Annotated in this window: 15 protein-coding genes and 2 tRNA genes; 6 read left to right on the top strand and 11 right to left on the bottom strand. The window is 73.2% G+C overall.

The genetic code is table 11. The annotated features are described in order from the left end of the window. Positions 1–78: 78 nt before the first annotated feature. Positions 79–900: a YceI family protein gene (locus tag Sri02f_RS31875; RefSeq protein WP_109004792.1), complete on the top strand. Its 822-nt coding sequence runs from the start codon at positions 79–81 to the stop codon at positions 898–900. Positions 901–1208: 308 nt separating this feature from the next. Then, the gene (locus Sri02f_RS31880) at positions 1209–1679 is read left to right on the top strand and encodes a PPOX class F420-dependent oxidoreductase (RefSeq protein WP_109004793.1); all 471 of its coding nucleotides are present in this window, start codon (positions 1209–1211) and stop codon (positions 1677–1679) included. A gap of 46 nt (positions 1680–1725) precedes the next feature. Here Sri02f_RS31880 and Sri02f_RS31885 read toward each other — a convergent pair whose 3' ends face one another. The 7 genes from Sri02f_RS31885 to Sri02f_RS31915 all read right to left on the bottom strand — a co-directional run bounded on the left by Sri02f_RS31885 (position 1726) and on the right by Sri02f_RS31915 (position 11998). Further along, complete coding sequence (locus Sri02f_RS31885) at positions 1726–2490, bottom strand: TetR/AcrR family transcriptional regulator (RefSeq protein WP_174855745.1); 765 nt, start codon at positions 2488–2490, stop codon at positions 1726–1728. Positions 2491–2614: 124 nt separating this feature from the next. Then, positions 2615–4279 (bottom strand): MFS transporter, encoded by a 1665-nt coding sequence (locus tag Sri02f_RS31890; protein WP_109004822.1) that lies wholly within the window; start codon positions 4277–4279, stop codon positions 2615–2617. 125 nt (positions 4280–4404) lie between these two features. Beyond that, complete coding sequence (locus Sri02f_RS31895; RefSeq protein WP_109004794.1) at positions 4405–6603, bottom strand: glycosyltransferase family 39 protein; 2199 nt, start codon at positions 6601–6603, stop codon at positions 4405–4407. Then, the gene (locus Sri02f_RS31900; protein ID WP_109004795.1) at positions 6600–8276 is read right to left on the bottom strand and encodes a bifunctional glycosyltransferase family 2/GtrA family protein; all 1677 of its coding nucleotides are present in this window, start codon (positions 8274–8276) and stop codon (positions 6600–6602) included. The genes Sri02f_RS31895 and Sri02f_RS31900 overlap by 4 nt, the downstream gene beginning before the upstream one ends. Before the next feature lie 14 nt (positions 8277–8290). Next, positions 8291–9916 carry a sensor histidine kinase gene (locus Sri02f_RS31905; RefSeq protein WP_109004796.1) on the bottom strand — a complete coding sequence of 542 codons (1626 nt, stop codon included), beginning with the start codon at positions 9914–9916 and terminating at the stop codon, positions 8291–8293. After that, the gene (locus tag Sri02f_RS31910; RefSeq protein ID WP_174855746.1) at positions 9913–10653 is read right to left on the bottom strand and encodes a response regulator transcription factor; all 741 of its coding nucleotides are present in this window, start codon (positions 10651–10653) and stop codon (positions 9913–9915) included. The genes Sri02f_RS31905 and Sri02f_RS31910 overlap by 4 nt, the downstream gene beginning before the upstream one ends. Positions 10654–11122: 469 nt before the next feature. Beyond that, entirely contained in the window at positions 11123–11998 is an 876-nt protein-coding gene (locus tag Sri02f_RS31915) for a DUF2797 domain-containing protein (protein ID WP_109004823.1), read from the bottom strand. On the opposite strand from Sri02f_RS31915, the gene Sri02f_RS31920 reads away from it, so the two are divergent. Continuing rightward, positions 11997–12632: a rhomboid family intramembrane serine protease gene (locus Sri02f_RS31920; RefSeq protein ID WP_109004824.1), complete on the top strand. Its 636-nt coding sequence runs from the start codon at positions 11997–11999 to the stop codon at positions 12630–12632. The two genes, Sri02f_RS31915 and Sri02f_RS31920, sit on opposite strands and share 2 nt — an antisense overlap. A 278-nt stretch (positions 12633–12910) precedes the next feature. Here the strand turns inward: Sri02f_RS31920 and Sri02f_RS31925 are convergent. Then, positions 12911–12983: transfer RNA gene (locus Sri02f_RS31925), tRNA-Arg, on the bottom strand. A gap of 243 nt (positions 12984–13226) precedes the next feature. Then, positions 13227–13317, bottom strand: a tRNA-Ser gene (locus Sri02f_RS31930). 157 nt (positions 13318–13474) lie between these two features. Between Sri02f_RS31930 and Sri02f_RS31935 the strand changes: the two genes are divergently transcribed. Continuing rightward, on the top strand, positions 13475–14017 hold the full coding sequence (locus tag Sri02f_RS31935) for an SSI family serine proteinase inhibitor (protein ID WP_109004798.1): 543 nt from the start codon (positions 13475–13477) through the stop codon (positions 14015–14017). Positions 14018–14411: 394 nt separating this feature from the next. Continuing rightward, a complete protein-coding gene (locus Sri02f_RS31940) occupies positions 14412–19196 on the top strand; it encodes a hybrid sensor histidine kinase/response regulator (protein ID WP_109004799.1) in 4785 nt (1594 codons plus the stop codon). A 12-nt stretch (positions 19197–19208) separates the two neighbouring features. On the opposite strand, the gene Sri02f_RS31945 is transcribed toward Sri02f_RS31940, so the two are convergent. Then, on the bottom strand, positions 19209–19790 hold the full coding sequence (locus Sri02f_RS31945; protein ID WP_109004800.1) for a TetR/AcrR family transcriptional regulator: 582 nt from the start codon (positions 19788–19790) through the stop codon (positions 19209–19211). Positions 19791–19921: 131 nt separating this feature from the next. On the opposite strand from Sri02f_RS31945, the gene Sri02f_RS31950 reads away from it, so the two are divergent. Then, positions 19922–21163 carry an MFS transporter gene (locus Sri02f_RS31950; protein ID WP_245970898.1) on the top strand — a complete coding sequence of 414 codons (1242 nt, stop codon included), beginning with the start codon at positions 19922–19924 and terminating at the stop codon, positions 21161–21163. A gap of 85 nt (positions 21164–21248) precedes the next feature. On the opposite strand, the gene Sri02f_RS31955 is transcribed toward Sri02f_RS31950, so the two are convergent. Then, the gene (locus Sri02f_RS31955; protein WP_109004801.1) at positions 21249–22928 is read right to left on the bottom strand and encodes a long-chain fatty acid--CoA ligase; all 1680 of its coding nucleotides are present in this window, start codon (positions 22926–22928) and stop codon (positions 21249–21251) included. Positions 22929–22986 lie beyond the last annotated feature (58 nt).

The following is a 22986-nucleotide window of genomic DNA, read 5'->3' on the forward strand; positions in this document are numbered from 1 at the left end:
AGATATCGGCTCCGGCCCGGTGCGGGGCGACCCCCCGCACCGGGCCGGTTCCAGTTCGCAGCATGAGGAGTACGTGAGATGGGACTGACCGCGAAGATCCGCACGCGGGACGGGTGGGCCGTGTCGCACGCGGTCGTCACGGTGACCGACATGAAGGGCGGCCAGGTGCTGCGCGCCGGGGCCGACGGGGAGGGCGCCGTACGCGACGCGACCGAACTCGCCCCGGGCGCCTACACGGTGATCGTCACGGCCGTCGGGTACGCGCCCGCCGCGTCCAGCGCGATCGTGACGGCGAGCGGACGCGCCGAGGTCGGGACCGTGACCCTGGCCCGGCAGGGCGGCACGGAACTGCCCCCACCCGGCCCCTGGACCGTGGACCCCGCGCACTCGACCGTCGGCGCGGTCGCCCAGCACCTGGGCATATCCAGCGTCCGCGGCCGGTTCACCGACTTCACGGCCGCGATCGAGGTCGCCCCCGAGGACGTCGCCCACTCCCGCGTGGAGGCGGTGATCCGGGCGGCCTCCATCGACACGGGCAACGCCATGCGCGACACCCACCTGCGCTCGGCGGACTTCCTCGACGTCGAGACGTACCCGGAGATCACCTACCGTTCGACGGGCCTGACCCCATCCGGCCCCGACCGCTGGACCGTCCACGGCGACCTCTCCCTGCACGGCGTCGCCCGCCCGGTGAACCTGGAGCTGGCCTACCTGGGCACCGGCGCGGACCCGTGGGGCGGCACCCGGGCGGCGTTCCGGGCCACGACCGAGCTGCGGCGCGAAGACTTCGCCATGAACTACAACCAGGTCGTCCAGGCGGGCATCGCGGCCATCGGCACGACCCTGAAGGTGGAACTGGACGTCCAGGCGGTGCAGGGCGACACCCTGCCGGGGGTGTAGGACGGGTCCAGGACGGGGGACAGGTCCCAGGCCCTACGGGTCCCGGGCGGGGCGGATCCGAAGCCCTACGGGTCCCGGGCGGGGCGGGTCCGAAGCCCTACGGGTCCCGGGCGGGGCGGATCCGAAGCCCTACGGGTCCCGGGCGGGGCGGATCCGAAGCCCTACGGGTCCCGGGCGGGGCGGGTCCGAGGCCCTACGGGTCCCGGGCGGGGCGGGTCCGAGGCCCTACGTCCCGGGCGGGGCGGCGGCGCGGTCGTAGGTCCAGCAGGGTCAGCCGGATCCGGTGGTCCGCCGCCTAGGCTGGCCCCATGGCACCGAACATCGCGACGAACACCAAGGTCTCCCTGGACGAGTTGCTGGACTTCGTCCGCCCCCGTCACCGCGCGATCCTGCTGACCCGGCGCACCGACGGCAGCTCCCAAGCCTCGCCGCTGACCTGCGGGGTCGACGACTCGGGGCGGATCGTCGTCTCCACCTATCCCGAGCGGGCCAAGACGCGCAACGCCAAGCGCGACGACCGGGTCGGCGTCCTCGTGCTCAGCGACGACTGGAACGGCCCCTGGGTCCAGATCGACGGCACCGCCGAGGTCATCGACACGCCGGAGGCCGTCGAACCGCTGGTGGAGTACTACCGCAACATCGCCGGCGAACACCCCGACTGGGACGAGTACCGGCAGGCCATGCTGAAGCAGGGCAAGTCGATCATCCGGATCACGCCGCAGCGCTGGGGCCCGGTGGCCACCGGCGGCTTCCCGGCCCGGCTCGCCCAGCAGGACTGACGGCGGGACGCCCGGCAGGGGCCGGGAGCCGGTCGGCGGCCCCGGCTCAGCCGCGTCGCACCATCGCCTCGATGCCCGCCACCAGCAGGTCCAGGGCGAAGGTGAAGTCGCGGTTCATCATCTCCGCGACCGTGTCGCCGCCGCGGGCCGCCATGAGGTTCCGGGACTGCTCGACGACGTCCGCGGTGTCCGGGGCCTCCGCCGTGGCGGTCATGGCGTCGCGGAAGTACTCGTCCGGGGTCAGGCCGGTGTCGGCGACCCGCGCGAAGAAGTGGCCCTCGATCGTCCCGTAGCCGTACACGAACTGGAAGACGGCCGAGATCGCGCCGGTGACGCCGTACGCGGGCAGGCCCGTGCGCAGCACGACCTGCTGGACCGTGCGGGCGAAGCGCAGGGAGTTCGGGCCGATGTTGAGGTAGCGGCCGGCGAGCGGAGACAGCCAGGGGTGCCGGACCAGCAGTCCGCGGTAGGCGGTGGCCAGCGCGCGGATCTGCTCGCGCCAGTCGGCGTCCTCGTCGTTCGGGTCGGGCAGGTCCTCCAGTTCGCCGAAGGCCGTGTCCAGGGCGAGTTCGAGAAGGTCGTCCTTGGTGTCGACGTACCAGTACACGGACATGGCCGTCACGTTCAGCTCGGCCGCCAGTCGCCGCATGGAGAACTTGGCCAGCCCCTCGGCGTCCAGCAGCCGCACGGTGACCTCGGTGATCCGGTCCCGGTCGAGCCCGGAGGGCTGCCCCCCGCCCCGCCCCCGCCGACGCGCCCTGCCCTCCAGCCACACACTGTGCCGCGCGGCATCCTTGGCGGTCTCGGCCATGGCTGGGCACCTTCCTGGACTTCCGGTCACTGGTGAAGATGCTAAGCGGAGGCGACGACGAGACCGGCGGCCGCTGCCGGCCCCGGGCGCGCGGCCGGACGGGGACGCGTGTCCGCCCCCGCGTTCACGCAGCCGGAACCGGCGGCTTCCCCTCGCCTTCCTGGCCTTCCTCGTGCTCCTCGCGTCCTCCGCGCTCCGTGCGCTCCGTGCGCTCCTTGTGCTCCTTGTGCTCCTTGTGCCTCCTGCGCTCCTCGCGCTCCGCCTGCTCCGCCCCCTCGGCCCGCTCCGCCCTGCGCAGCAGACCCGCGGCCACCACCCCGCCCAGCAGGACCGCCGACGCTCCGAGCAGCTGACTGGTCGCCAGGCCGGAGCAGAAGGAGTCGAGGATGCGTGACCTCTCCCGCGCCGACGCGGCGCCGGCCAGCGCCGTCGGCAGCGACTCCGCCGCGAACCGCGCGGTCAGCACCGCCCCGAGGACGGCGACGCCCAGCCCGTTGCCGAACTCCGCCACCGTGCCGTTGAGACCGGCCCCGACGCCCGCCTTCGCCGGCGGTATCGAGCTCATGATCGCGTGAGCCATCGCCGGGCCGGCGACCGCCGTTCCCGCACCGATGAGCACCAGCCCCGCCGCCGTCCCGGCGTATCCGTCGGCGGCCACGGCGATGGACGCCAGCCCCGCCGCCACCGACACCATCCCCACCAGCACCGACAACGGCCCGCCCAGCCTGGTCATCACCTTGGCCGACATGCCGGTGAAGTTGAGGGCCACGACGGTCAGCGCCAGCGGCGCGGTCCGCAGGCCCGCCTCCAGGGGGCCGTATCCGAGGACGAACTGCAGCTGCTGGGTGAGCAGGAACAGCGCCCCGGCCATCCCGAAGGTGACCAGCACCGCGCCGGCCACCGCGCCCGTGAACCGCCGGTTGCGGAAGAAGGCCAGGTCGAGCATGGGGTACGGGATCCGGCTCTCCCAGTAGGCGAACGCGGCGAGGGCGACGGCCGCCACCGCCGCGCTCACCAGTACCCCGGACGACGTCCAGCCGTGCGACGGACCGGAGATGATCGCGAAGACCAGCGAGGACATGCCGACCGTGGAGAGGAACGCGCCGAGCAGGTCGGGCCGTTCACCCTGCGGGTTCTTCGACTCGGGGACCATGGAGACGACCGCGACCAGGCCCAGCGCCGCCACCGGCAGGTTGATCAGGAAGATCGCCCCCCACCGGAAGTGGTCCAGCATGAAGCCGCCGATGAGCGGACCGGTCGCGAAGCCCAGCGAGTTCACCGCGGCCCAGACGCCGATCGCCTTCGGCTGCTGCTCGGACGTGAAGATCTGCATCACCACGGCGAGCGTGGTCGTGAACAGCAGCGCGCCGCCGACGCCCATCCCCGCCCGCGCCGCGATCAACTGGGCGGTGGAGTCGGCGAGACCGGCCACCAGGGAACCGGCGCCGAACAGCGCCAGGCCCGCCGCCAGCATCTTCTTGCGGCCGTACCGGTCCGCGGCGCTGCCCGCGGTGAGCAGCAGACCGGCCTGCACCAGCGAGTACGCGTTGATCATCCACTGGATGTCCGAGGTGGCCGCTCCCAGTTCGCGGGTGAGCGAGGGGATCGCGACGTTCAGGACGGTGTTGTCGAGCACCACGGTGAGCTGTGCGAGGCAGATGACGCCGAGGATCAGCCAGCGTCGCGGGTGACCCTGCGGAGAGGGAGACAGGGAGGGAGGCAGCGGCGGAGACGGGGAGGGGGGTGGGGACGAGGGCGGAGGCGGGGACGAGGGCGGGGTCTTTGCCATGTCGTACACCGTAGAATGACTCCCATACGCTGTACAACACGTTTCCTCGGCGGTCCGCGCCCTCGGATGCGAAGAAGGGCGGTGGCATTCGCCACCGCCCTTGCCTCAGCCCGCCCCGGGAACGGTCAGCTGGCCGTCTTCTGCGTCAGGTCGTAGAAGGTGGCCGAACCGGCCGTCACCTTCTTGAAGTTGGCCTCGACCCAGGACGTGATCTGCGAGGACGTACCGGTGCTGCTGCCGGCCGTGCCGCCGCCCGAGCCACTGCTGACGAAGTAGTGGATCCTGCCGTCGGCCACGTACTGCTCGAACTGCGCCAACGTCGGTGACGGATCGGTTCCGTTGAAGCCGCCGATCGCCATCACGGCGTCACCCGTGGCGAGTTGGTAGCTCGCGGCGTTCTGAGCGCCGATCGCGGCCGCCGCCCAGGTGTACTTCCCGGAGTCGGCCTCCAGCAGCTTCTTGGCCTGGTCGGTGACCGAGGCGCCGTTCAGCAGACCGCCGACACCGCCACCGCCGCCCATGCCGCCGCCGTCGCCGGTCCCGCCGCCCGGCATGCCGTTCCGCTGGCCCTGGTTCTGGCCCTGGCCCTGGTTCTGGCCCTGGCCCGGCATGGCTCCACCGGGGAACCCACCCGTGCCGCCGCCCTGGCCCTGGCCTCGGCTCTGCTGGTTCTGGCCGCCGGGGCCGCCGCCGAAGCCGCCTCGGCCACCGCCGCCTCGCGGGCCGCCGCCCATCATGCTCGCCCCGGCCGGACCGGCCGTCACGATGGATCCGGTGTGGCCCTGCTGCAGCGTGCTGACGGTGTACGCCGTCGGACCGGCCAGCGCGGCCACCAGGCCCACGGAGGCCGCAGCCAGGGCGAGCCGGCGGTCGACGCGGCCCGCGAAGGTCACACCGAGCGCGGCGGCCAGACCTCCGACCAGAACCAGCCACTTCAGCCAGGGCAGGTAGTCGGGGGTGCGGTCGAGCAGGACGTAGCTCCAGCCCGCGGCCGCCACGACCGAGGCCGCCAGGGTGATCGAGGCCCAGATCTCGGCCCGCTTCTCCCACAGGATCCCGGCGCCCATGCCGATCACGGCGGCAATGTAGGGAGCGAGCGCCACCGTGTAGTACTGGTGGAAGATGCCCGCCATGTAGCTGAAGACGATCACGGTGATCAGCAGCGAGCCGCCCCAGACCAGGAACAGGCCCCGTGTCGCCGACGTCCGCCTCAGCATGGGGGTCCCCCCGCTCGAGCGAAGCCGAGCGTGGGGGAGGGTCGCCACCAGGCCGCCGGCCAGCAGGATCAGCGCCGCCGGCAGCAGCCAGGAGATCTGGCCGCCGATCTCGGAGTTGAACATCCGGTCCCAGCCGGTCTCGCCCCACTGGCCGGTGTTGCCGCCGCCACCGCCGCCGACGCTGCCGGTCTCCTCGCCGTTGAGGCGGCCGAGACCGTTGTAGCCGAAGGTCAGCTCCAGGAAGGAGTTGTTCTGCGAGCCGCCGATGTACGGGCGGGAGGACGCGGGCCACAGCTCGACGATCGCGACCCACCAGCCGCCGGACACGATCAGCGCGCCCGTGGCGACGGCCAGCTGGCCGAACCGCTTCCGCACCGGCACCGGCGCGCAGACCGCGTGGACCAGCGCGAGCGGCGGCAGGATCAAGAACGCCTGCAGCGTCTTGGCGAGGAACGCGAAGCCGATCGCGACCCCGGCCCACACCAGCCACTTCGTCCGGCCGTCCTCCACCGCGCGGGCCGTGAAGTAGCAGGCCACGGCCATCAGCAGAGCCAGCATCGCGTCCGGGTTGTTGAACCGGAACATCAGCGCGGCGACGGGGGTCAGCGCGAGCACGGCCCCCGCGATCAGACCGGCCGCGGGGCTGAACCGGCGGCGCACGGAGGCGTACACGACGGCTACCGTGCCGACGCCCATCAGCACCTCGGGCGCGAGGATCGCCCACGAGCTCAGGCCGAAGATCCTCACCGACAGCGCCATCGGCCACAGCGCGGCCGGAGGCTTGTCGACGGTGATGGCGTTGCCGGCGTCCAGCGAGCCGAAGAAGAAGGCCTTCCAGGACTGGCTTCCGGCCTGGACGGCCGCGGAGTAGAAGGAGTTCGCGTATCCGGAGGCGCTCAGGTCGTAGAGGTAGAGGAGGAGCGTGGCCGCCAGCAGGCCGAGGAAGGCCGGGCGGGCCCAGCGGGGGTCCTCGGGCCGGCCGCGCCAGAGTCTGCGCGACAGGGGCTGCTCGGGCTCGCCCGCGCCGGGGGCCGGGACGGGCGGTTCCTGCGGAGCCGCGGTGGAGGGCGGGCCCCAGGCCGTCGGCTGGTCGAGATGGGTGGTCATCGGGCGTCCCCCGGTTCGGTGTCATGGGGGCGCACCGGCTGCAGTCGCATGGTGGCGTCGCTCCGGGTGGCGTCGCTCAGGGTGCCGTCGGCTTCGCCCGCGCGGAGGCGGTGCGCGGTCTCCGCGGCGCCGTGCGGGTGGGCGACCGGGCGCTGCGGCAGCGACAGCGGCACGAAGGGGCCGCCGGCCTGCGCCGACGCGGTCGTCGGACGCATCGTCGCGGACGGACCCGCGGCCGGGTGCGCCGGGGACGACGGACCCGTGGGGGAGGCGGCGGAGCCGGGGGCGGCGGAGGAGAGGGGCAGGGCGGGGGCCGTGGCGGAGGCGGGGGCCGCGGCGGAGGCGGGGGCCGTGGCGGAGGCGGGGGCCGCGGCGGAGGCGGGGGCCGTGGCGGAGGCGGGGGCTGCGGTCGTCGTCGCCGGGTCCTCACCGTCGCGTCGGTCGGAGAAGACCCACACCCGGAAGAGCAGGAAGCGCAGCACCGTGGCGGCGAGGTTGGCGGCGACGAGCACCGCCAGCTCGGTGGAGTGCGCGGGCTCGGAGGTCGCCGCGTTCAGCGCGGCGAGCGAGCCGCTGGTCAGCGCGAGGCCGATGCCGAAGACGACCAGACCCTGCGCCTGGTGCTTGACGGCTCCGCCGCGGCCCCGCACCCCGAAGGTCAGACGCCGGTTGGCGGCGGTGTTGGCGACCGCGGAGACCAGCAGGGCGAGCGCGTTGGCGACCTGGGAGCCGCTGAACTGGCGGAAACCGCTGTAGAGCAGGAGGTAGAAGAGGGTGGACAGACCGCCGACGACGCAGAACCCGACCAGCTGACGGGCCAGCCCCTGGGGAACGTCCTGGATGTCGCGGTCGCGCGGGTCGTCGCCGAACGGGCGGCGGAGCCGGTCGAGGGACAGCGAACCGGTGGCCAGGGCCTTGCCCACGCGCCACACCCCTTTCAGGTCGTCGGTCGCCGTCCTCACGATGTGCACCGTGGAGTCCGGGTCGTCGACCCAGTCGACCGGCACCTCGTGGATACGGAGACCGGCGCGTTCGGCGAGCACCAGCATCTCAGTGTCGAAGAACCAGCCGGTGTCTTCCACCAGGGGGAGCAGAAGCCGGGCGACGTCACGCCGGATCGCCTTGAACCCGCACTGCGCGTCCGAGAAGCGGGCCTGCAGCGACCCGCGCAGGATCAGGTTGTAGGCGCGGCTGATGAACTCCCGCTTGGGGCCGCGCACCACACGGGAGTCACGGGCCAGGCGGGAGCCGATCGCCAGGTCGGAGTGACCGGAGATCAACGGCGCGACCAGCGGCAGCAGCGCGTTGAGGTCGGTGGACAGGTCCACGTCCATGTACGCGAGGATCGGGGCGTCCGAGGCCGACCAGACGGTCCGCAGCGCACGGCCGCGGCCCTTCTGCTCCAGCCGGACGTTCCGCACCTCCGGGATCCGCGCCTCCAGCCGCCGCGCCACCGAGGGCGTCGTGTCGGTCGACGCGTTGTCCGCGATCGTGATGCGGAAGGAGTACGGGAACGTGCGCGTCAGATGGTCGTGCAGTCTCTGGACACAGGGCTGGAGGTCCTTCTCCTCGTTGAAGACGGGGATCACTACGTCCAGGACAGGCGTACCGGCTGCGGCGGCCGGGAGGTGCTCCCGCGCCGGCAGGGTGCCGGGAGAAGAGTCGGTTCGCATGTCGTCGACTCTCGTCAGGCGCCCTGTCGCACCCATGTGGTGGCACTGTGCTCGACCTGTGAGTCGAGTTGCCAGTTCGTTTCGGGGGCGGGCTGGGGCAGGGCAGGGCCGAGCGCGGGCAGGTGCACGGTGAACACGGTGCGTCCGGGCACGCTGTCGACGGTCACCGCACCGCCGTGCGCGGTCGCCACGGCCTGGACGATGGCGAGGCCCAGGCCGGTCGAGCCGGAGGCGCGGGAGCGCGAGGAGTCGCCGCGCGCGAACCGTTCGAAGACGTGCGGGAGGAGGTCCGCCGGGATGCCCTGCCCGTTGTCCTGGACGTCCACGCACAGCCACGGTCCGCGGCGCTGCACGCGTGCGGTGACCGTGGTGCCGGGCGGGGTGTGCGTCCGGGCGTTGGCCAGCAGATTGACGAGCACCTGTTGCAGTCGCGCCGAGTCGGCCGACACCAGGGCGGGCTCGTCGGGCAGTTCGAGACGCCAGACGTGTTCGCGTCCGGCGGCGCGGGCGTCGCTGACGGTGTCGATGACCAGCGGGACGAGGTCGGTCTGCTCGAACTGCAACGGGCGGCCCGCGTCGAGCCGGGCCAGCAGCAGCAGGTCCTCGACGAGGAAGGTCATCCGGCCGGCCTCGGACTCGATACGGCCGAGCGCGTGCTTGGTGTCGGGTCCGACCTCCTCGCGTCCGCGCCGGGTCAGCTCGGCGTACCCGCGGATGGAGGCGAGGGGCGTGCGCAGCTCGTGACTGGCGTCCGCGACGAACTGCCGGACGCGCATCTCGCTCTCCTGGCGGGCGTGCAGCGCGCCGTGGACGTGGTTCAGCATCCGGTTCAGCGCCGCGCCGACCTGCCCGACCTCGGTGTGCGGATCGGTCTCCGCCTCCGGCACCCGCTCACTGAGGTTGACCTCGCCGGTGTGCAGGGGGAGTTCGGAGACGCGGGTGGCGGTGGCGGCAACCTTGCGCAGGGGGCGGGTGGCGACGCCGACCATCACGGTGCCCGCAAGGGTGGCGGCGACGAGCCCGGCGAAGGTGAGGCTGATCTCGACGAGGATCAGGGTGCTGATGGTGCCGTCGACGTCGGACGTCGGGATGCCCACGTAGAAGTCGCCGTTGTTGCCGCGGATGTACTGAACGCGGTACGTGCCGAGGCCGGAGATCTCGACGGTGTGCCGCTTGCCGTCCTGCGCGACCGAGCCGAGCTTCTTCATCTGGGCCTCGGTGAGGTCCTCGGCGTTCATCTGCGGGATGTCGTTGTCGTCGGTCCGCTTGTGGCTGACCTTGCCGCTGGTGATCGAGCCGTTGACCACCGTGGCCGCGAGGGCCTCGTGCGGCCCAAGACCCTGGCTGACGAACTTGCCGATGTCGGCCACCCGCTGCTGCGGCAGACCGCTGCCGCCACCGCTGCCGTTCTTGCCGCCGGGTCTGCCGACCGGCCCGCCGGAGACGCGCATCGCGGCTTCCTTCAGGCTGTCGTCCAACTGCCCGTAGAGATGATCGCGCAGTACGAGGGTGGTCACGGTGCCGATCAACGCGCAGACCACCGCGATCAGCGTCACGGACACGACGACGAGCCGCGTCCGAAGGGTGCGCGGCTTACCCGCTCGTCGCTTCTGCGGACGCGGTCGTCGGCGTCCGCTCATGACACGGCGGGCTTGATCAGGTAGCCGGCTCCGCGGCGCGTGTGGATCATCGGCTCACGGCCGGCGTCTATCTTGCGCCGCAGGTAGGAGATGTACAGCTCGACGACGTTGGCCTGGCCGCCGAAGTCGTACGACCACACGCGGTCCAGGATCTGCGCCTTGGAGAGCACGCGCCGCGGGTTGCGCATCAGGAAGCGCAGCAGCTCGAACTCGGTCGCCGTCAGATGGATGTTGTCGCCGGCCCGCGACACCTCGTGACTGTCCTCGTCGAGGGTGAGGTCCCCCACGACGAGCACGGATTCGGAGCGCCGGTCGGCGGCGCCGGAGCGGCGGATGAGCCCACGCAGCCGGGCCACGACCTCCTCCAGGCTGAACGGCTTGGTGACGTAGTCGTCGCCGCCCGCGGTGAGACCGGCGATGCGGTCCTCGACCGCGTCCTTGGCCGTCAGGAACAGCACCGGAACGTCCGGCAGCTCACGCCTCAGCCGCCCCAGGACGGTCAGCCCGTCCATGTCCGGCAGCATCATGTCGAGGACGACCGCGTCGGGCCGGAACTCACGGGCCGTCTGGAGGGCGCCCGTGCCGTCCCCGGCGCTGCGGATCTGCCAGCCCTCGTAGCGCAGGGCCATGGAGAGCAGTTCGGTGATCGACATCTCGTCGTCCACCACAAGCACTCGGACGGGGCTCCCGTCCGGCCTCAGCAGTTCGGTGCGCCCCTGGGGCGAGGTCGTGGTCATGATGAACACCCTGTCGGGGCCCCCTGAGAGCACTCTTTCACTCATCTGTGATTTCCCTGAGAAACGCACAGGCGCCTCTCAGGGAACACCTGGGAACCCCTTGCCGCGCCCCGGCCGCACGAGCCGGAATGCCCGCGAACGACACCTTCCGCACCCCCCGGGGACCGCCCTCCCCGAGGCCCCCGGAGACCGCCCCCGCGGGATCCTTCCTGTGCCCCACCTGGGCGACGCCCTCCCGAGACCCGACCGGCCCCGGCCGGCCCCGGCCGGAATCGCCGGGAGCCGCCCGGGATCCACGGGATCAGGCCGCTATCGCAGGGGGTCCGACCGAGATCGACAGGATCAGGCCGCTGCTACCGAGGGGCCCGGCCGCCGCGAGCCGGCCATCGCGAGCCGGCCGTCACGAGCCGGCCATCGCGCACCTGCACCCGGCCGACGCGCTCATGCACCCGCCCGACGCGAGCCGGGGTCAGAACAGCCCCTCCTGACGGTGGTCCGCCGGCAGCTCGAAGTGCCGGACGGGAAAGGCGACTTCGCCGCTCGCCGCCGGGACCAGCTCCCACCCCCGCATCAGCCGCGTGTCGAGGACGACCACCCCACCCGGTGCGGCGAGATGCAGATCGGGCCCGGCGGCCGCCACCAGCTCCCCGCTCAGCGACCCCCCGGCCACGAGTTCGCGCACCTCCCCGAGGGCTGCGGGCGCGCCCGCCAGCCCGAACGCCCGCACGTGGTCGACCGGCCGGAAGGGCTCGGGCGTCAACGACTCCGGCCAACCGCCCAGTCGGACGGCCTTCCCGTACACCTCCCTGATCTCGGCCGCCCGTTCCTCCTCCGTTTCCGGCAACACGGCGCGCACCGCCCGCTTCTCCGCGTACGGGATCCGGTCCGGCACCCGCAGCGCGGCCCGCAGGAGTTCCTCGGTGCGCCGGGCGGCCATCAGGGGACCGGCGCCGAGCCATGTGAAGCAGACGGCGCCCTGCTCCAGCAGCCGCGCCGGGCCGCGTTCGACCGCCGTGATCCCGACCTTGACCAGGCCGGGACCGAACCACGCGAGGTACACGTGGTAAGGCCGCGGATCGTCGGCGATCCCGTCCGCCGCCACGGAGTGCGCCCGGTCCAACCGCGCGCACTCCTCGCACCGGGCCCCCGTGCTCCTCCCGGAGACCCCCGCCCGCAGGGGACACGGATGTCCCCGGGCCCCGACGCACTGCCGCACACCCCCCGCCGCCACCTCGAAGGAGACCCGCTTCCCCCAGGACAGCAGGCTACGACGCCCCCCGTCCCACGTCAGCACGGGGCCCTGCGCCGACCACCGCAGCCCCGAGCACTTCCACACCTGTGCCATCAACAGCAACGGTAGGCCCAGCCAGCCGCACTACGCCCGCCTCGCCAGCCTCTTCGCCGACTGCTCACCCGCCAACTACGCCGACGGCTACGCCTTCTCCAGCAAGTTCGGAGTGGTCCCCGGCGGTGCCGGCGCCCTGCCGCACGTGCTCACCGCGCCCTTCCTCCACTGGAACTGGGCGCACATCGAAAGCAACTCCGGACCGCTGTTCGTCTTCGGCTTCCTCGCCGCCTACCGGGGCGTGACCCGCTTCCTGGGGCTGACCCTGCTCGTCGCCGTCTCCAGCGGTGTCACGGTCTGGTTCTTCGAACGGGGCGGCGTGGACACGGTCGGCGCGAGCGGTCTGGTCTTCGGGTACTTCGGCTATGTCGTGGTGCGCGGGCTCTTCGACCGACACCTGATCGACACGCTGATCGGCGTCGTCATGGCCGCCTCCTTCGCCTATCTGCTCACGGTGGCCGTGCCCGGAACCCCGGGAGTGAGCTGGCTCGGACACCTCGGAGGCCTGGCCGGCGGCCTGCTCGGCGCATGGCTCTTCCGCGACCGCCGCCCCCGCGGCGCCACGCCCCCCACCCCCGCCGACACCCCACGCGCAGACCTGCACAAGGAACTCGGCGACCTGGGACTGCTCTGACGCCGTTGCCATGTCCCGGACGGCGGGGAAACGACGATCCGCCAAATCACCGAATCGACCGCTGCTGCGGCCGGGCGTTCCCATGCTCCCGTCGGACGCCGCAGCAAGCTCGCACGATCATGAAGACTCCCGGGCACAACACGATCACCATGACACCGGGACGAGATCTTGTAAGCGAACGCCTTCATGACGTCGCCCGAGTTGCCGATGTAGCCGTTGCCGTCACCCGCTGACGTCAAAGGCCCCGCCGGATGAACCGGCGGGGCCTTTGACCTGTGTGCACTCGGCAGGATTCGAACCTGCAACCTTCTGATCCGTAGTCAGATGCTCTATCCGTTAAGCTACGAGTGCTTGTTATTCGGTTTTTCTGTCTTCGCTTCCGGCCCTTCCGGCCCGCTCGCGGCGACAGGAAGAACATTACATGACTGCCGCCGTCATGTGAAATCCGTTCGCCATACCCCTTGTGACCTGCGAAAACCCCTCCGAAGGGGCTTCGGAGGCTCGGTCGGGTCAGGGTGGGTCGGGGCAAGGGCAGGGCCGGGTGAGGGAACGACGAAGCCCCGGTCGGGTGAGACCGGGGCTTCGTCGTTCGCGCGGAGGCGGAGGGATTTGAACCCTCGATGGGATTGAAGTCCCAAACCGCATTAGCAGTGCGGCGCCATAGACCGGACTAGGCGACGCCTCCAGCACAACCGCTCGCGTGTGTGCGAGTGGTGCGTGCAGATGATGACACAGTCGAGCGTCGTGTCACCAATCGGCATCCACGGTACTAGGCACCCCGGTCGCAGGGCAAAGGCGTTGTCCGGGCGCAACGTCCTCGGCGGTGCGCCGTTAGTACGGTCATGTCCCAGGTCACCCCGCTCCGACGGTTCGCCGTCACCGCCTCCGCCGCCTGCGCCGTCGTGATCGCCGCCTCGGGCGCGGGCCCCGGCGCGGGCCCCGGCGCCGCGTACGCCGGGACGGTCGACGCGCTCACCGCCGTCACGCCGCTCGTCGGCGGCTCCGTCCCCCTCGCGCCTCCGCCCGTCCGGGAGGAGGACCAGGTCTCCGGCGACCATCTCGCCGTCACCGTCCGGCACGCCGGTGCGGGGGTGGACGGGACCTTCGAGGTGTACTGCCACCCGGCCGGCGGCAGTCATCCGGACCCGGCGGGCGCGTGCGACGCCGTGGACCGGGACACCCGGTGGGGGCGGGACGTCTTCGCGCCCGTGCCCGAGGGCGGAGTCTGCACGATGCGGTACGGCGGGCCGGCCACCGCGCATGTCACCGGACGCTGGGCCGGGCGTCCGGTCGACGCCGCGTACGACCGCAGCAACGGTTGTGAGATCGAGCGGTGGGACCGGCTCGTGCCGCTGCTGCCCGATCTGCGCCCGGTGGGCCGCTGACCCCCGGTCCGGGCCTCCGCGCCGCCGGACCCCCGGTCCCGGACCCCCGGTCCCGGAAACGCGATCACTGATCCCTGGGGATCGGGGTCCGTCGGGTGGAGCGGAAGGGTGGGGCGGAGGCACCGGTTCCGTAAAGGTCGGGCGAAGGTCCCGCGAAGTCGCGGACCGTTCGGATCACGCGTCGAGCGGGCTTCGCGGCAGGCCGGAGGGCGACAGGGCCGGTGGGGACGGGCACGGACATACGTTCTGTGGTGCTTCGTCGTGCGAGCTCCCTCTCATCCGGCGTCGCCGAAGGGACCCCAGCCCTTAGACTCCCTCGCGTGACACGCTGCGGACCGGTTGGCAAGATGGCCCGAGCGGTCGGCAAAGTGCGGTAACAGGGAGGAAGCGACTCGTGAGCAGCAGGCCATCCCGAGGCGCTGCTCGCCTCGCAGCCATACTCGACGCGCTTCCCGACGCGTTGTTGCTGGTCAACGCCAACGGGACCGTCGTCAACGCGAACACGATCGCGCTCGAGGCCTTCGAGACGCCGGGCACGGCCCTGGTGGGGCGGGGGCTGCTCGATCTGCTCCCGCAGTTCGACTCCAAGCTGATCCCGGGCTCCATGCGGCGGCCCGACCACATGGACCCGCGCGGCCAGACCAAGCCGACCCGGATGGTCGCCCGCCGGACCGACGGCACCGAGTTCCCGGTCGAGGTCACCAGCGCCAACCTCGAGAACGGCCAGCAGGCGTACGACGGCTACGGCTACACGTCCGCCTCCGACGAGCTGCTGATGCTCGTCGTGCGCGATCTCTCCGGCACCGTCGACACCGAAGCCGAGCTGGCGCGTTCACAGCGGCAGACCGAGATGATCCTGCGGGCCGCGTCCGAGGGCGTCGTCGGCACCGACACCGACGGGCGGATCGTGCTCGTCAACCCGGCCGCCGCCCAGATTCTGGGGTACCGGGCCAGCGATCTCGGCGGCAAGGAGCTGCACGACCTCGTGCTGCACTCGCGCGCCGACGGCTCGCCCTTCGCGTACGACGAGTCGCCGCTCGCCGACACGCTGCGCTCCGGGCGCAAGCACCGGGTGCGCGGCCAGGTGCTGTGGTCCAAGAGCGGGGACAGGGTCGCGGTCGACCTGACGACCGCGCCCGTGCGCGACGGCGATCAGCTCGTCGGCGCCGTCATGACCTTCACCGACCGACGGCCCTTCGACGCCCTCGCCGAGGAGAAGGACTCCGTCGAGAAGCGGCACGCTGCGGAGCTGGAGAAGCTCTCCGAGGAACACGCCTCCGACCTCACCGCGCTGCGCCAGCAGCACGTCACCGAGCTGGAGGAGCTGCGCGAGCGGCACGAGGAGGAGCTCGCGGCGGGCGAGGAGCGCTACGCCGCGCTGGGCGAACGGGAGAAGGACCGGTACGAGGCGCTCGCCGGCCGGCACGAGCAGCTGCTCACCCTGCTCGGCGGCTCCCTGCGCGGCCCCCTGGACGAACTGCGCCGCGAGCTCGCCGCGCTCGCCGCCGACGACGCCGGTCAGCTGTGGCCCGAGGCCAACCAGGTGCTGCATCACCTGTCGGCCGGCTACTCGCGGATCACCACGCTCATCGACAACGTCCTCGGCTACCAGCGGCTGGACACGGGCGCGGAGGTCGTCGTCCGGACGAAGGTGATGCTGGACGCCGTCGTCGCGGCCGGCGTCGACGGAGCGGTGGACCTCATCGGGCCCGGACGGGTCCAGTTCGCCGTGCACGCGCCGCCCATCGAAGCCGAGGTCGACGCGCGGCTCCTCGCGACCGCGCTCGCCCACCTCGTGGCCGACGTGGCGGGCGTGGACGCGACCGGCAACGCGCCCGTCTCCGCGGGCGGTTACATGGACAACACCGTCGTGGTGGCGGCCGCTCAGCGCGGCGAGGTCGTGCGCATCGAGGTGCGCGGGCCGTACGCGGGCGGCGACCCCGTGCACGAGCCGATCGTGCGGGGCATCGTCCGGGCGCACGGCGGGGTGCTGCAGACGCACGAGGTGCCGGGCATGAGCGGCAGCGCCTATGTGCTGGAGGTGCCGCTGGGCGGCGGGGCCGGCGCCGTCGCGGCTCCGGCGGCCATGGCGCTGCCCGCCCTCGCGGCCGGTCCCGGCGCGGGCGCGGACGCGGGCGAGGACACCCCGGGTGAGCAGGGCGTCGGTGGACGCCGGCGGGCCCGGCGCTCCTCGGTGGACGCGTTCCTGGAGGGTGAGGCTCCGCTCCCCGGCGCGGACGGCGGCGCGGACGCGGAGGCGTCGGCTCCGACCGGACGCCGGCGCAGGCGCGGCCCGGCCGCTCAGGAGATCCCGGGCGAGCTTCCGCCCGCGGTGGGCGAGGCCGAGGGCGCGGACGGCGCCGAGGGTTCCGGCGGCACCGGGCGGCGGCGCGGGCGGTCGGCCGAGGTCGCCGTCGTCGGGGACGCGGGGGCCGAGGGCGGTGTGAGCGAGGGGGCCGTCGTCACCGCGGCGGAGCACGCTGCGGGAACCGCCGCCTCGGGCACGGGACTCGGCGGCACCGTCCCGCCCCAGGGCGTCCCGGCTCCGGGCGGACGACGGGCCCGGCACGCGCCGGACGAGCAGCAGCCGCAGCCGCAGCCGCAGCAGCCACAGAACGCCCTGCCGCCCGCCCTACCCGCGCTCGCGAGCGCACCGGTGGAACCACGGGGCACGTCGACCACGGCCTCGGGCATGGGCATGGCCTCGGGCTCGGAGGCGGAAGCAGAGGCGGAGGCGGAGAACGGGCAGCCCACGGGGCGTCGTCGGCGTGCGCTGGCCGCCGCGAACGAGCGTGCCGCCGCCCAGGAGGCGGGGCCCCGCGCGGTGTTCGCCCTGCCGCCCGCGGCGGCGGACCGGACGCCGGACGGCCCCGGCGGCACCAGCGCGGCGGACCGGGCCCGGGCCGGGGGACCGGTGCCGCCCGGCGGCGCGGGTCCCCTTCCCGCGCCGGGAGCCGGCGCGGTCCCCGCGGCAGGCGGACCCTCCGGGTCCGGAGCCGTTCATGTTCCGGCGCAGTCCCAAGTGCAGGCCCAACCCCAGGCGCAGGATCCGCTTCAGGCCCAGGCTCCGGTTCAGGCCCAATCTCGGGTTCAGGCCCAGGCTCCGCTTCCGGCGCAGCCCCCCGGTCCCGGCCCTGTTCCCGTCGCCGTCCCCCTTCCCGTGCAGGCTCCGATTCCCGCACAGGCGCAGGCGCCGGTCCAAGCCCCGGCCCAGGCCCCGGGTCAAGTGCCCGGTCAGGCACCGGGCCCGGGCGCCGCTGGCGACGCCGCGGCGGACCACGGTCGGCATGACGCCGTCGCGCACGACCAGTCCGAGGACCACACTCCGCCCCAGCCGCACCCCACGAGCGCGCCCACCGGCCGACGCCGTCGCGCCGTAGCCCAGCCGCCCGCCGAAGGCGTCGGCGCAGCCGGGCAGGCCGGGCAGGCCGGACTCGCCGGCCCCATGGTGGCCCAGGCCGCCGTCCCGGCACAGGTCCAGCCGCAGGCACCGCCGCAGACGCAGGCGCAGGCCGGGCAGCCCGTCGCCGGCGCCCAGCCCGTCCCGGTCCCCGCGGCGGTCCCGGTCCCCGCGGCGGTCCCGGGGCAGCCGTTGCCCGGGCAGCCCGCCGCCGCTCAAGCCGTTCCCGGCGCACCCGTGGGCGCGGTCGCACCGCAGACGCCCGGGCAGGGGCAGCCGCTCCCGGCCGAAGCCGCGCCGGGGGCCGTCCCCAGCGCCCCTGTGTCGCCGAACGGCACCGCGGCCCCCGCACAGGCCGCGCCGGCCGCCCCGCTCACGCCGACCCCGGGTGGCGGCACCCCGCTTCCGCCCGAAGTCGCCGTCGGACAGCCGCGCGCCGCGCAGCCGTTGCCCGCCGAGGCCGCGGCCGCCGCCGCGCCGGTCATGGACCCCAACTCCACTCAGGGGCGTGCGATCAGCGTGCGGACCCTGGGCCAGGGCGTGCCGTTCACCCGGCAGGCCGCGCAGGTGCAGCAGATGCAGCAGATGCAGCAGGCTCACCAAGCGCAGCAGGTGCTCCAGGCGCCGTCCCCGTCGGCTTCGGCCACCCCCGCTCCGCACTCCCCCGGCGGTTCCGGGCGGCGTCGCAAGCTGGGGACGCCGCCCGATCCGGCGACCCGCCCGGAGCAGGCGGCCCGGCCGCACCCGTCGGCCGAGCAGCCCCTGCCGCCCCAGGCCGGGCAGCCTCCCGTGGTACCGCCGATCCCACAGATCCCGACGGCCCAGCAGACCGCCGCGGCGGCCGGGCCGGCCCCCGTCCCGGCGCCGCAGGCGCACCCCTCGCTCGCGGGGCAGGCGCGGCTCGCGCCCGGCGGTTCGGGCACCGAGGGCGCCGGACGGTCGTACGCCATAGGAGCACCGGACGAGAACGCCGCCGAGGGGCCCGAGCCGCTGGACGGTCCCGGTGGGGCCGTCGAGGTGGCGGATCCGCCGCGGCCGCAGCCGCTGGACGACGAGCTCCCGCCGGAGCCTCTGGACAACCCGCGCCGGCTGCTGGTGTGGCCCGCGCCGGACGTCCACACCCAGCAGGCGCTCAGCGACCGCGGCTACCGTCCGGTGATCGTGCACTCGCGCGAGGAGGTCGACGCGCAGATCGCCGCGTTCCCGGCGGCGCTGTTCGTGGACCCGCTCACCGGGCCGATCACCCGCACCGCGCTGCAGTCGCTGCGTACGGCCGCCGTCGCCGCCGAGGTCCCGGTGCTGGTCACGGCGGGGCTCGGGCAGGCGACGCGCGAGGCGGCCTACGGCGCCGACCCCGCCGTCCTGCTGAAGGCGCTCGCGCCGCGTGACAGCGAGCAGCATCCGCCACGGGTGCTGCTCATCGAGGAGCACGCCGAGATCGCCCTCGCGCTGACCTCGACGCTGGAGCGGCGCGGGATGCAGGTGGCCCGGGCGGCCAGCGACGCGGACGCCGTCACCCTCGCCGGGCAGCTGCGGCCGAACCTGGTGGTGATGGACCTGATGCAGGTGCATCGGCGGCAGTCCGGGATCCTGGACTGGCTGCGGGCGAACGGTCAGCTCAACCGCACCCCGCTGGTCGTCTACACGGCAGCCGTGGGCCAGGCGGACCTGCCGCGGCTCGCGTCGGGGGAGACCGTCCTCTTCCTCGCCGAGCGCTCGACGAGTCCCGAGGTGCAGGGCAGGATCGTGGACCTGCTGGCCCGGATCGGCACCAACTAGCCGTCCGGTCCCTCAGTTCGCGATGATCCTGCGGGCCGCCTCCTTGATGGAGCTGCGCAGCCGGTCGCGGTCGGTGTCCTCGCCGCCGGCCAGGATGCGGCTCATCTGGGGGACGACGGTGGTCCAGTTGGCGATCGCGATCAGCAGGAAGAGCAGGTCGCGGGCCGGGATCGCGTCGGTGATCACGCCCCGGTCCTGGCCGTCCTGCATCGCGGCGACCTTGAGCGCGTAGTGCTGCCGGCGTTCCGCCTCGTCGGGCAGCTCGGCGGTGCCGTACTCGATGCCCTCCCAGTAGAGGAGACGCAGCAGCTCGGGGTGGGCGGCGTGGTAGTCCATCAGCCGGTCGAGCCAGCCCTCGATGTCGTCCGGGTCGACGGGGACGGCCGCCGCCAGGTGGACCATGCTGTGGCCGAGGACCAGGGAGAACAGCTGGGCCTTGTTGCCGAAGTAGGCGTAGATCAGCTGCTTGTTCGCCTTGGCCTCGGCGGCGATGCGGTCGATGCGCGCGCCCGCGATGCCATGGCGGGCGAACTCCGCGACGGCGGCGTCGAAGATCCGGGCTCGGGTGGCCTCGGGATCCCTGGTGGTTGCCATGGGGACATCGTAGCGACGTACATAACCAACTAGTTGGTTGACAGGGAATCGACGCCCGTCCCAGACTGTTGCACCCACCGTTCCAACCAACTGGTTGGTTACCTGAGTCGCCTCGAAGGAGCGCCTCCCCCATGTCGTCCGCAGTGACCCGCACCCCGGCCGCCGCCGCCACGCACCGGCCGACCCCCGACCCGGCCACCGGCCGGAGCCGGAACCTCCTCCTGGTCCTCATCGCCCTGTGCACCGCCGTCACGGCCGCCAACATCTACGTCGCGGCCCCGCTGCTTCCGCTCATCGCCCACGACTTCGGTTCGACGTCCTCGGCGGTGGCCTGGATCGCCTCGGTCGCCCAGTTCGGCTACGCGGCCGGTCTGCTGTTCTTCGCCCCGCTCGGCGACCGCGTGAACCGACGCCGGCTGGTCGCCGTCCTCTCCCTGGTCACGGCCGTGGCGCTGATCGCCGGCGCGGCGGCCACCGGAGCCGCGACCCTCGCCGCGGCCGTGCTCGTCGCCTCCGCCGCCACGGTCGTCCCGCAGCTCCTCGTCCCGCTGGTCGCCGCGCGGGCCCCGGCCGACCGGCGCGCCCGGCACGTGGCCGCCGTCATCGCCGGACTGTTCACCGGCATCGTCGCGGCCCGCGTCCTCGGCGGCCTCGCCGGGCAGGCCTTCGGCTGGCGGACGGTGTTCGTCGGCGCGGCCGTCCTCACCACGGTGCTGGGGCTGCTGACCGCGGCCGCGCTCCCCGCCGAGGAGCGGCGCAGCCGTGAGGGTCACCTCTTCGCCGGTCTGACCGCGATGCCGGGCCTGGTGCGGCGCTCGCCCGACCTGTGGCGGGCCTGCTTGCGGCAGGCCGGCATGTACGGAGCCTGGAGCGCCCTGTGGACCTCGCTCGCGCTGCTGCTGACGGGCGGTTCGTACGGCCTGTCGACCGCGACCGCCGGTCTCTTCGGCCTCTTCGGGCTGTCCGCCAGCATCGTCGCGCCCCTGGCCGGCGGGCTGGTCGACCGCTTCGGCGCGGCGAAGACGGTCGGTGGCGCGTACCTGCTCGCGGCCGTCTCGGTCCCGCTGTTCTGGCTGGGCGGGCAGGTCATGGCGGCGCTCTTCGTGGCCGCGATCGTGATCCACGCGGCGCTCGTCGCGTCCCACGTCGCCAACCAGACCCTCGCCCTGACGACCACCTCCGCGCCGGCGACCGCCAACAGCGCCTATGTGGTCGCGGGCTTCGCGGGCGGCGCCACCGCCTCGGCCCTGGCCGGCCTGGCCTTCGCCCGCTTCGGCTGGGGCGGGGTCGTCGCGGTGGCGGCCGCGTGGCTGGTGCTGGGCTGGAGCACGACGGCCGGACGCCGGCGACCCGCCCGGCAGGGGCAGGCGTGACTCACCGTCCGCCGGCCCCCCGCCGGTCCGACAGGCCCCCGGCCGGGAACCACCACCGATGTGTCCCGCGCACCGGTCGCGGTGCTCAGAGGCGGGTGACGTCCAGGTCGCCGTCGGCGTACCGCCTGCGCAGCACCTTCTTGTCGAACTTGCCCACGCTCGTCTTCGGGACGGCCTCGACGATCGTCCATCGCTCGGGAAGCTGCCACCTGGCGATCCCGCCCTCGGCGGCGAGGAAGGCGCGCAGCGACGCGAAGTCGGCCGTGGAACCCTCCTTGAGGACGACCGTGGCCAGCGGGCGCTCGCCCCACTTGTCGTCCGGGACGGCGACGACCGCGGCCTCCATGACGTCGGGGTGGGCCATCAGCGCGTTCTCCAGCTCGACCGACGAGATCCACTCGCCGCCGGACTTGATGACGTCCTTGGCGCGGTCGGTGAGCGTGAGGAACCCGTCGGGGGAGATCGTTCCGACGTCGCCGGTCTTCAGCCAGCCGTCCTCGCTGAACTTGTCGGCGGGGCGCAGGGGTTCGGCGTCGGGGCCGTTGTAGTAGGCGCCCGCGATCCACATGCCGCGCACCTCCAGCTCGCCGGCGGACTCCCCGTCCCAGGGCAGGCGTTCGCCGCCGCGGCCGGTGAGCCGGGCCTCGACGGCGGCCGGGAAGCGGCCCTGGGTGATGCGGTAGGCGAACTCCTCGTCGGTGCCGACCGCGTGGGCCGGCGGGCGGGCGACGGTGCCGAGCGGGGAGGTCTCCGTCATGCCCCAGGCGTGGCAGACGTGCATGCCGAGCGCGTCGAAGGCGGCCATCAGGGAGGGCGGACAGGCCGCGCCGCCGATGGTGACCTGGGTGAGGGTGGAGACGTCCCGCGGCTTGGCGGTGAGCTCCGTGAGCAGGCCCTGCCAGATGGTGGGGACGGCCGCCGCGTGGGTCGGCCGTTCGCTCTCGATCATCTCGGCGAGCGGCGCGGGCTGCAGGAACCGGTCCGGCATCAGCATGTTGACGCCGGTCATGAAGGTGGCGTGCGGCAGGCCCCAGGCGTTGACGTGGAACTGCGGGACGACGACGAGGGAGGTGTCCTGGTCGGTGAGGCCCATGGACTGGGTCATGTTCACCTGCATCGAGTGCAGGTAGATCGACCGGTGGCTGTAGACCACGCCCTTGGGGTCGCCCGTGGTGCCCGAGGTGTAGCACATGGCGGCCGCCGAACGTTCGTCGAGCTCGGGCCAGTCGTACGTCGCGGGCCTCCCCGCGAGGAGCTCCTCGTATTCGTGCACACGCGCGTGGGCGCCGTCGAGGAGGGAGCGGTCGCCGGGGCCGGACACCACGACGTGCTCGACCGTCCGCAGCTGCGGGAGCAGCGGCGCGAGCAGGGGAAGCAGGGATCCGTTGACCAGGACGACCTTGTCGGCGGCATGGTTGACGATCCAGGCGAGCTGCTCCGCGGGCAGGCGCAGGTTGAGGGTGTGCAGCACCGCGCCCATGGAGGGGATCGCGAAGTAGGCCTCGACATGCTCGGCGTTGTTCCACATGAGCGTGGCCACGCGGTCGTCGCCGGTCACTCCGAGGTCGTCGTGCAGGGCGTGCGCCAGCTGGGCCGCGCGGTCGCCGACCTCGGCGAAGGAGCGGCGGTGCGGCTCGCCCTCGCCCGTCCAGGTGCTCACCTGCGACGTCCCGTGGATCTTCGCCCCGTGGGTCAGGATCCTAGAGATGAGCAGCGGTACGTCCTGCATGGTGCTCAGCACGGCGTCCTCCCAGGGCGGCGACATCGCCTACGCGGTGGTAACTGTTGCGCTGATTCTGCGCACATACCACTCGGTATGTCAC

Source organism: Streptomyces rishiriensis (assembly GCF_003112535.1).
GTDB classification, from domain to species: Bacteria; Actinomycetota; Actinomycetes; order Streptomycetales; family Streptomycetaceae; genus Streptomyces; species Streptomyces rishiriensis.

Bases quoted from the DNA above. Each gene is read 5' to 3' on its own strand.
- Sri02f_RS31935 (WP_109004798.1), top strand. From the start codon at position 13,475: ATGTCCCAGGTCACCCCGCTCCGACGGTTCGCCGTCACCGCCTCCGCC.
- Sri02f_RS31900 (WP_109004795.1), bottom strand. From the start codon at position 8,276: ATGCGAACCGACTCTTCTCCCGGCACCCTGCCGGCGCGGGAGCACCTC.
- Sri02f_RS31885 (WP_174855745.1), bottom strand. From the start codon at position 2,490: ATGGCCGAGACCGCCAAGGATGCCGCGCGGCACAGTGTGTGGCTGGAG.
- Sri02f_RS31910 (WP_174855746.1), bottom strand. From the start codon at position 10,653: ATGACCACGACCTCGCCCCAGGGGCGCACCGAACTGCTGAGGCCGGAC.
- Sri02f_RS31880 (WP_109004793.1), top strand. From the start codon at position 1,209: ATGGCACCGAACATCGCGACGAACACCAAGGTCTCCCTGGACGAGTTG.
- Sri02f_RS31895 (WP_109004794.1), bottom strand. From the start codon at position 6,603: ATGACCACCCATCTCGACCAGCCGACGGCCTGGGGCCCGCCCTCCACC.
- Sri02f_RS31950 (WP_245970898.1), top strand. From the start codon at position 19,922: ATGTCGTCCGCAGTGACCCGCACCCCGGCCGCCGCCGCCACGCACCGG.
- Sri02f_RS31915 (WP_109004823.1), bottom strand. From the start codon at position 11,998: ATGGCACAGGTGTGGAAGTGCTCGGGGCTGCGGTGGTCGGCGCAGGGC.
- Sri02f_RS31890 (WP_109004822.1), bottom strand. From the start codon at position 4,279: ATGGCAAAGACCCCGCCCTCGTCCCCGCCTCCGCCCTCGTCCCCACCC.
- Sri02f_RS31955 (WP_109004801.1), bottom strand. From the start codon at position 22,928: ATGTCGCCGCCCTGGGAGGACGCCGTGCTGAGCACCATGCAGGACGTA.
- Sri02f_RS31905 (WP_109004796.1), bottom strand. From the start codon at position 9,916: ATGAGCGGACGCCGACGACCGCGTCCGCAGAAGCGACGAGCGGGTAAG.
- Sri02f_RS31945 (WP_109004800.1), bottom strand. From the start codon at position 19,790: ATGGCAACCACCAGGGATCCCGAGGCCACCCGAGCCCGGATCTTCGAC.
- Sri02f_RS31875 (WP_109004792.1), top strand. From the start codon at position 79: ATGGGACTGACCGCGAAGATCCGCACGCGGGACGGGTGGGCCGTGTCG.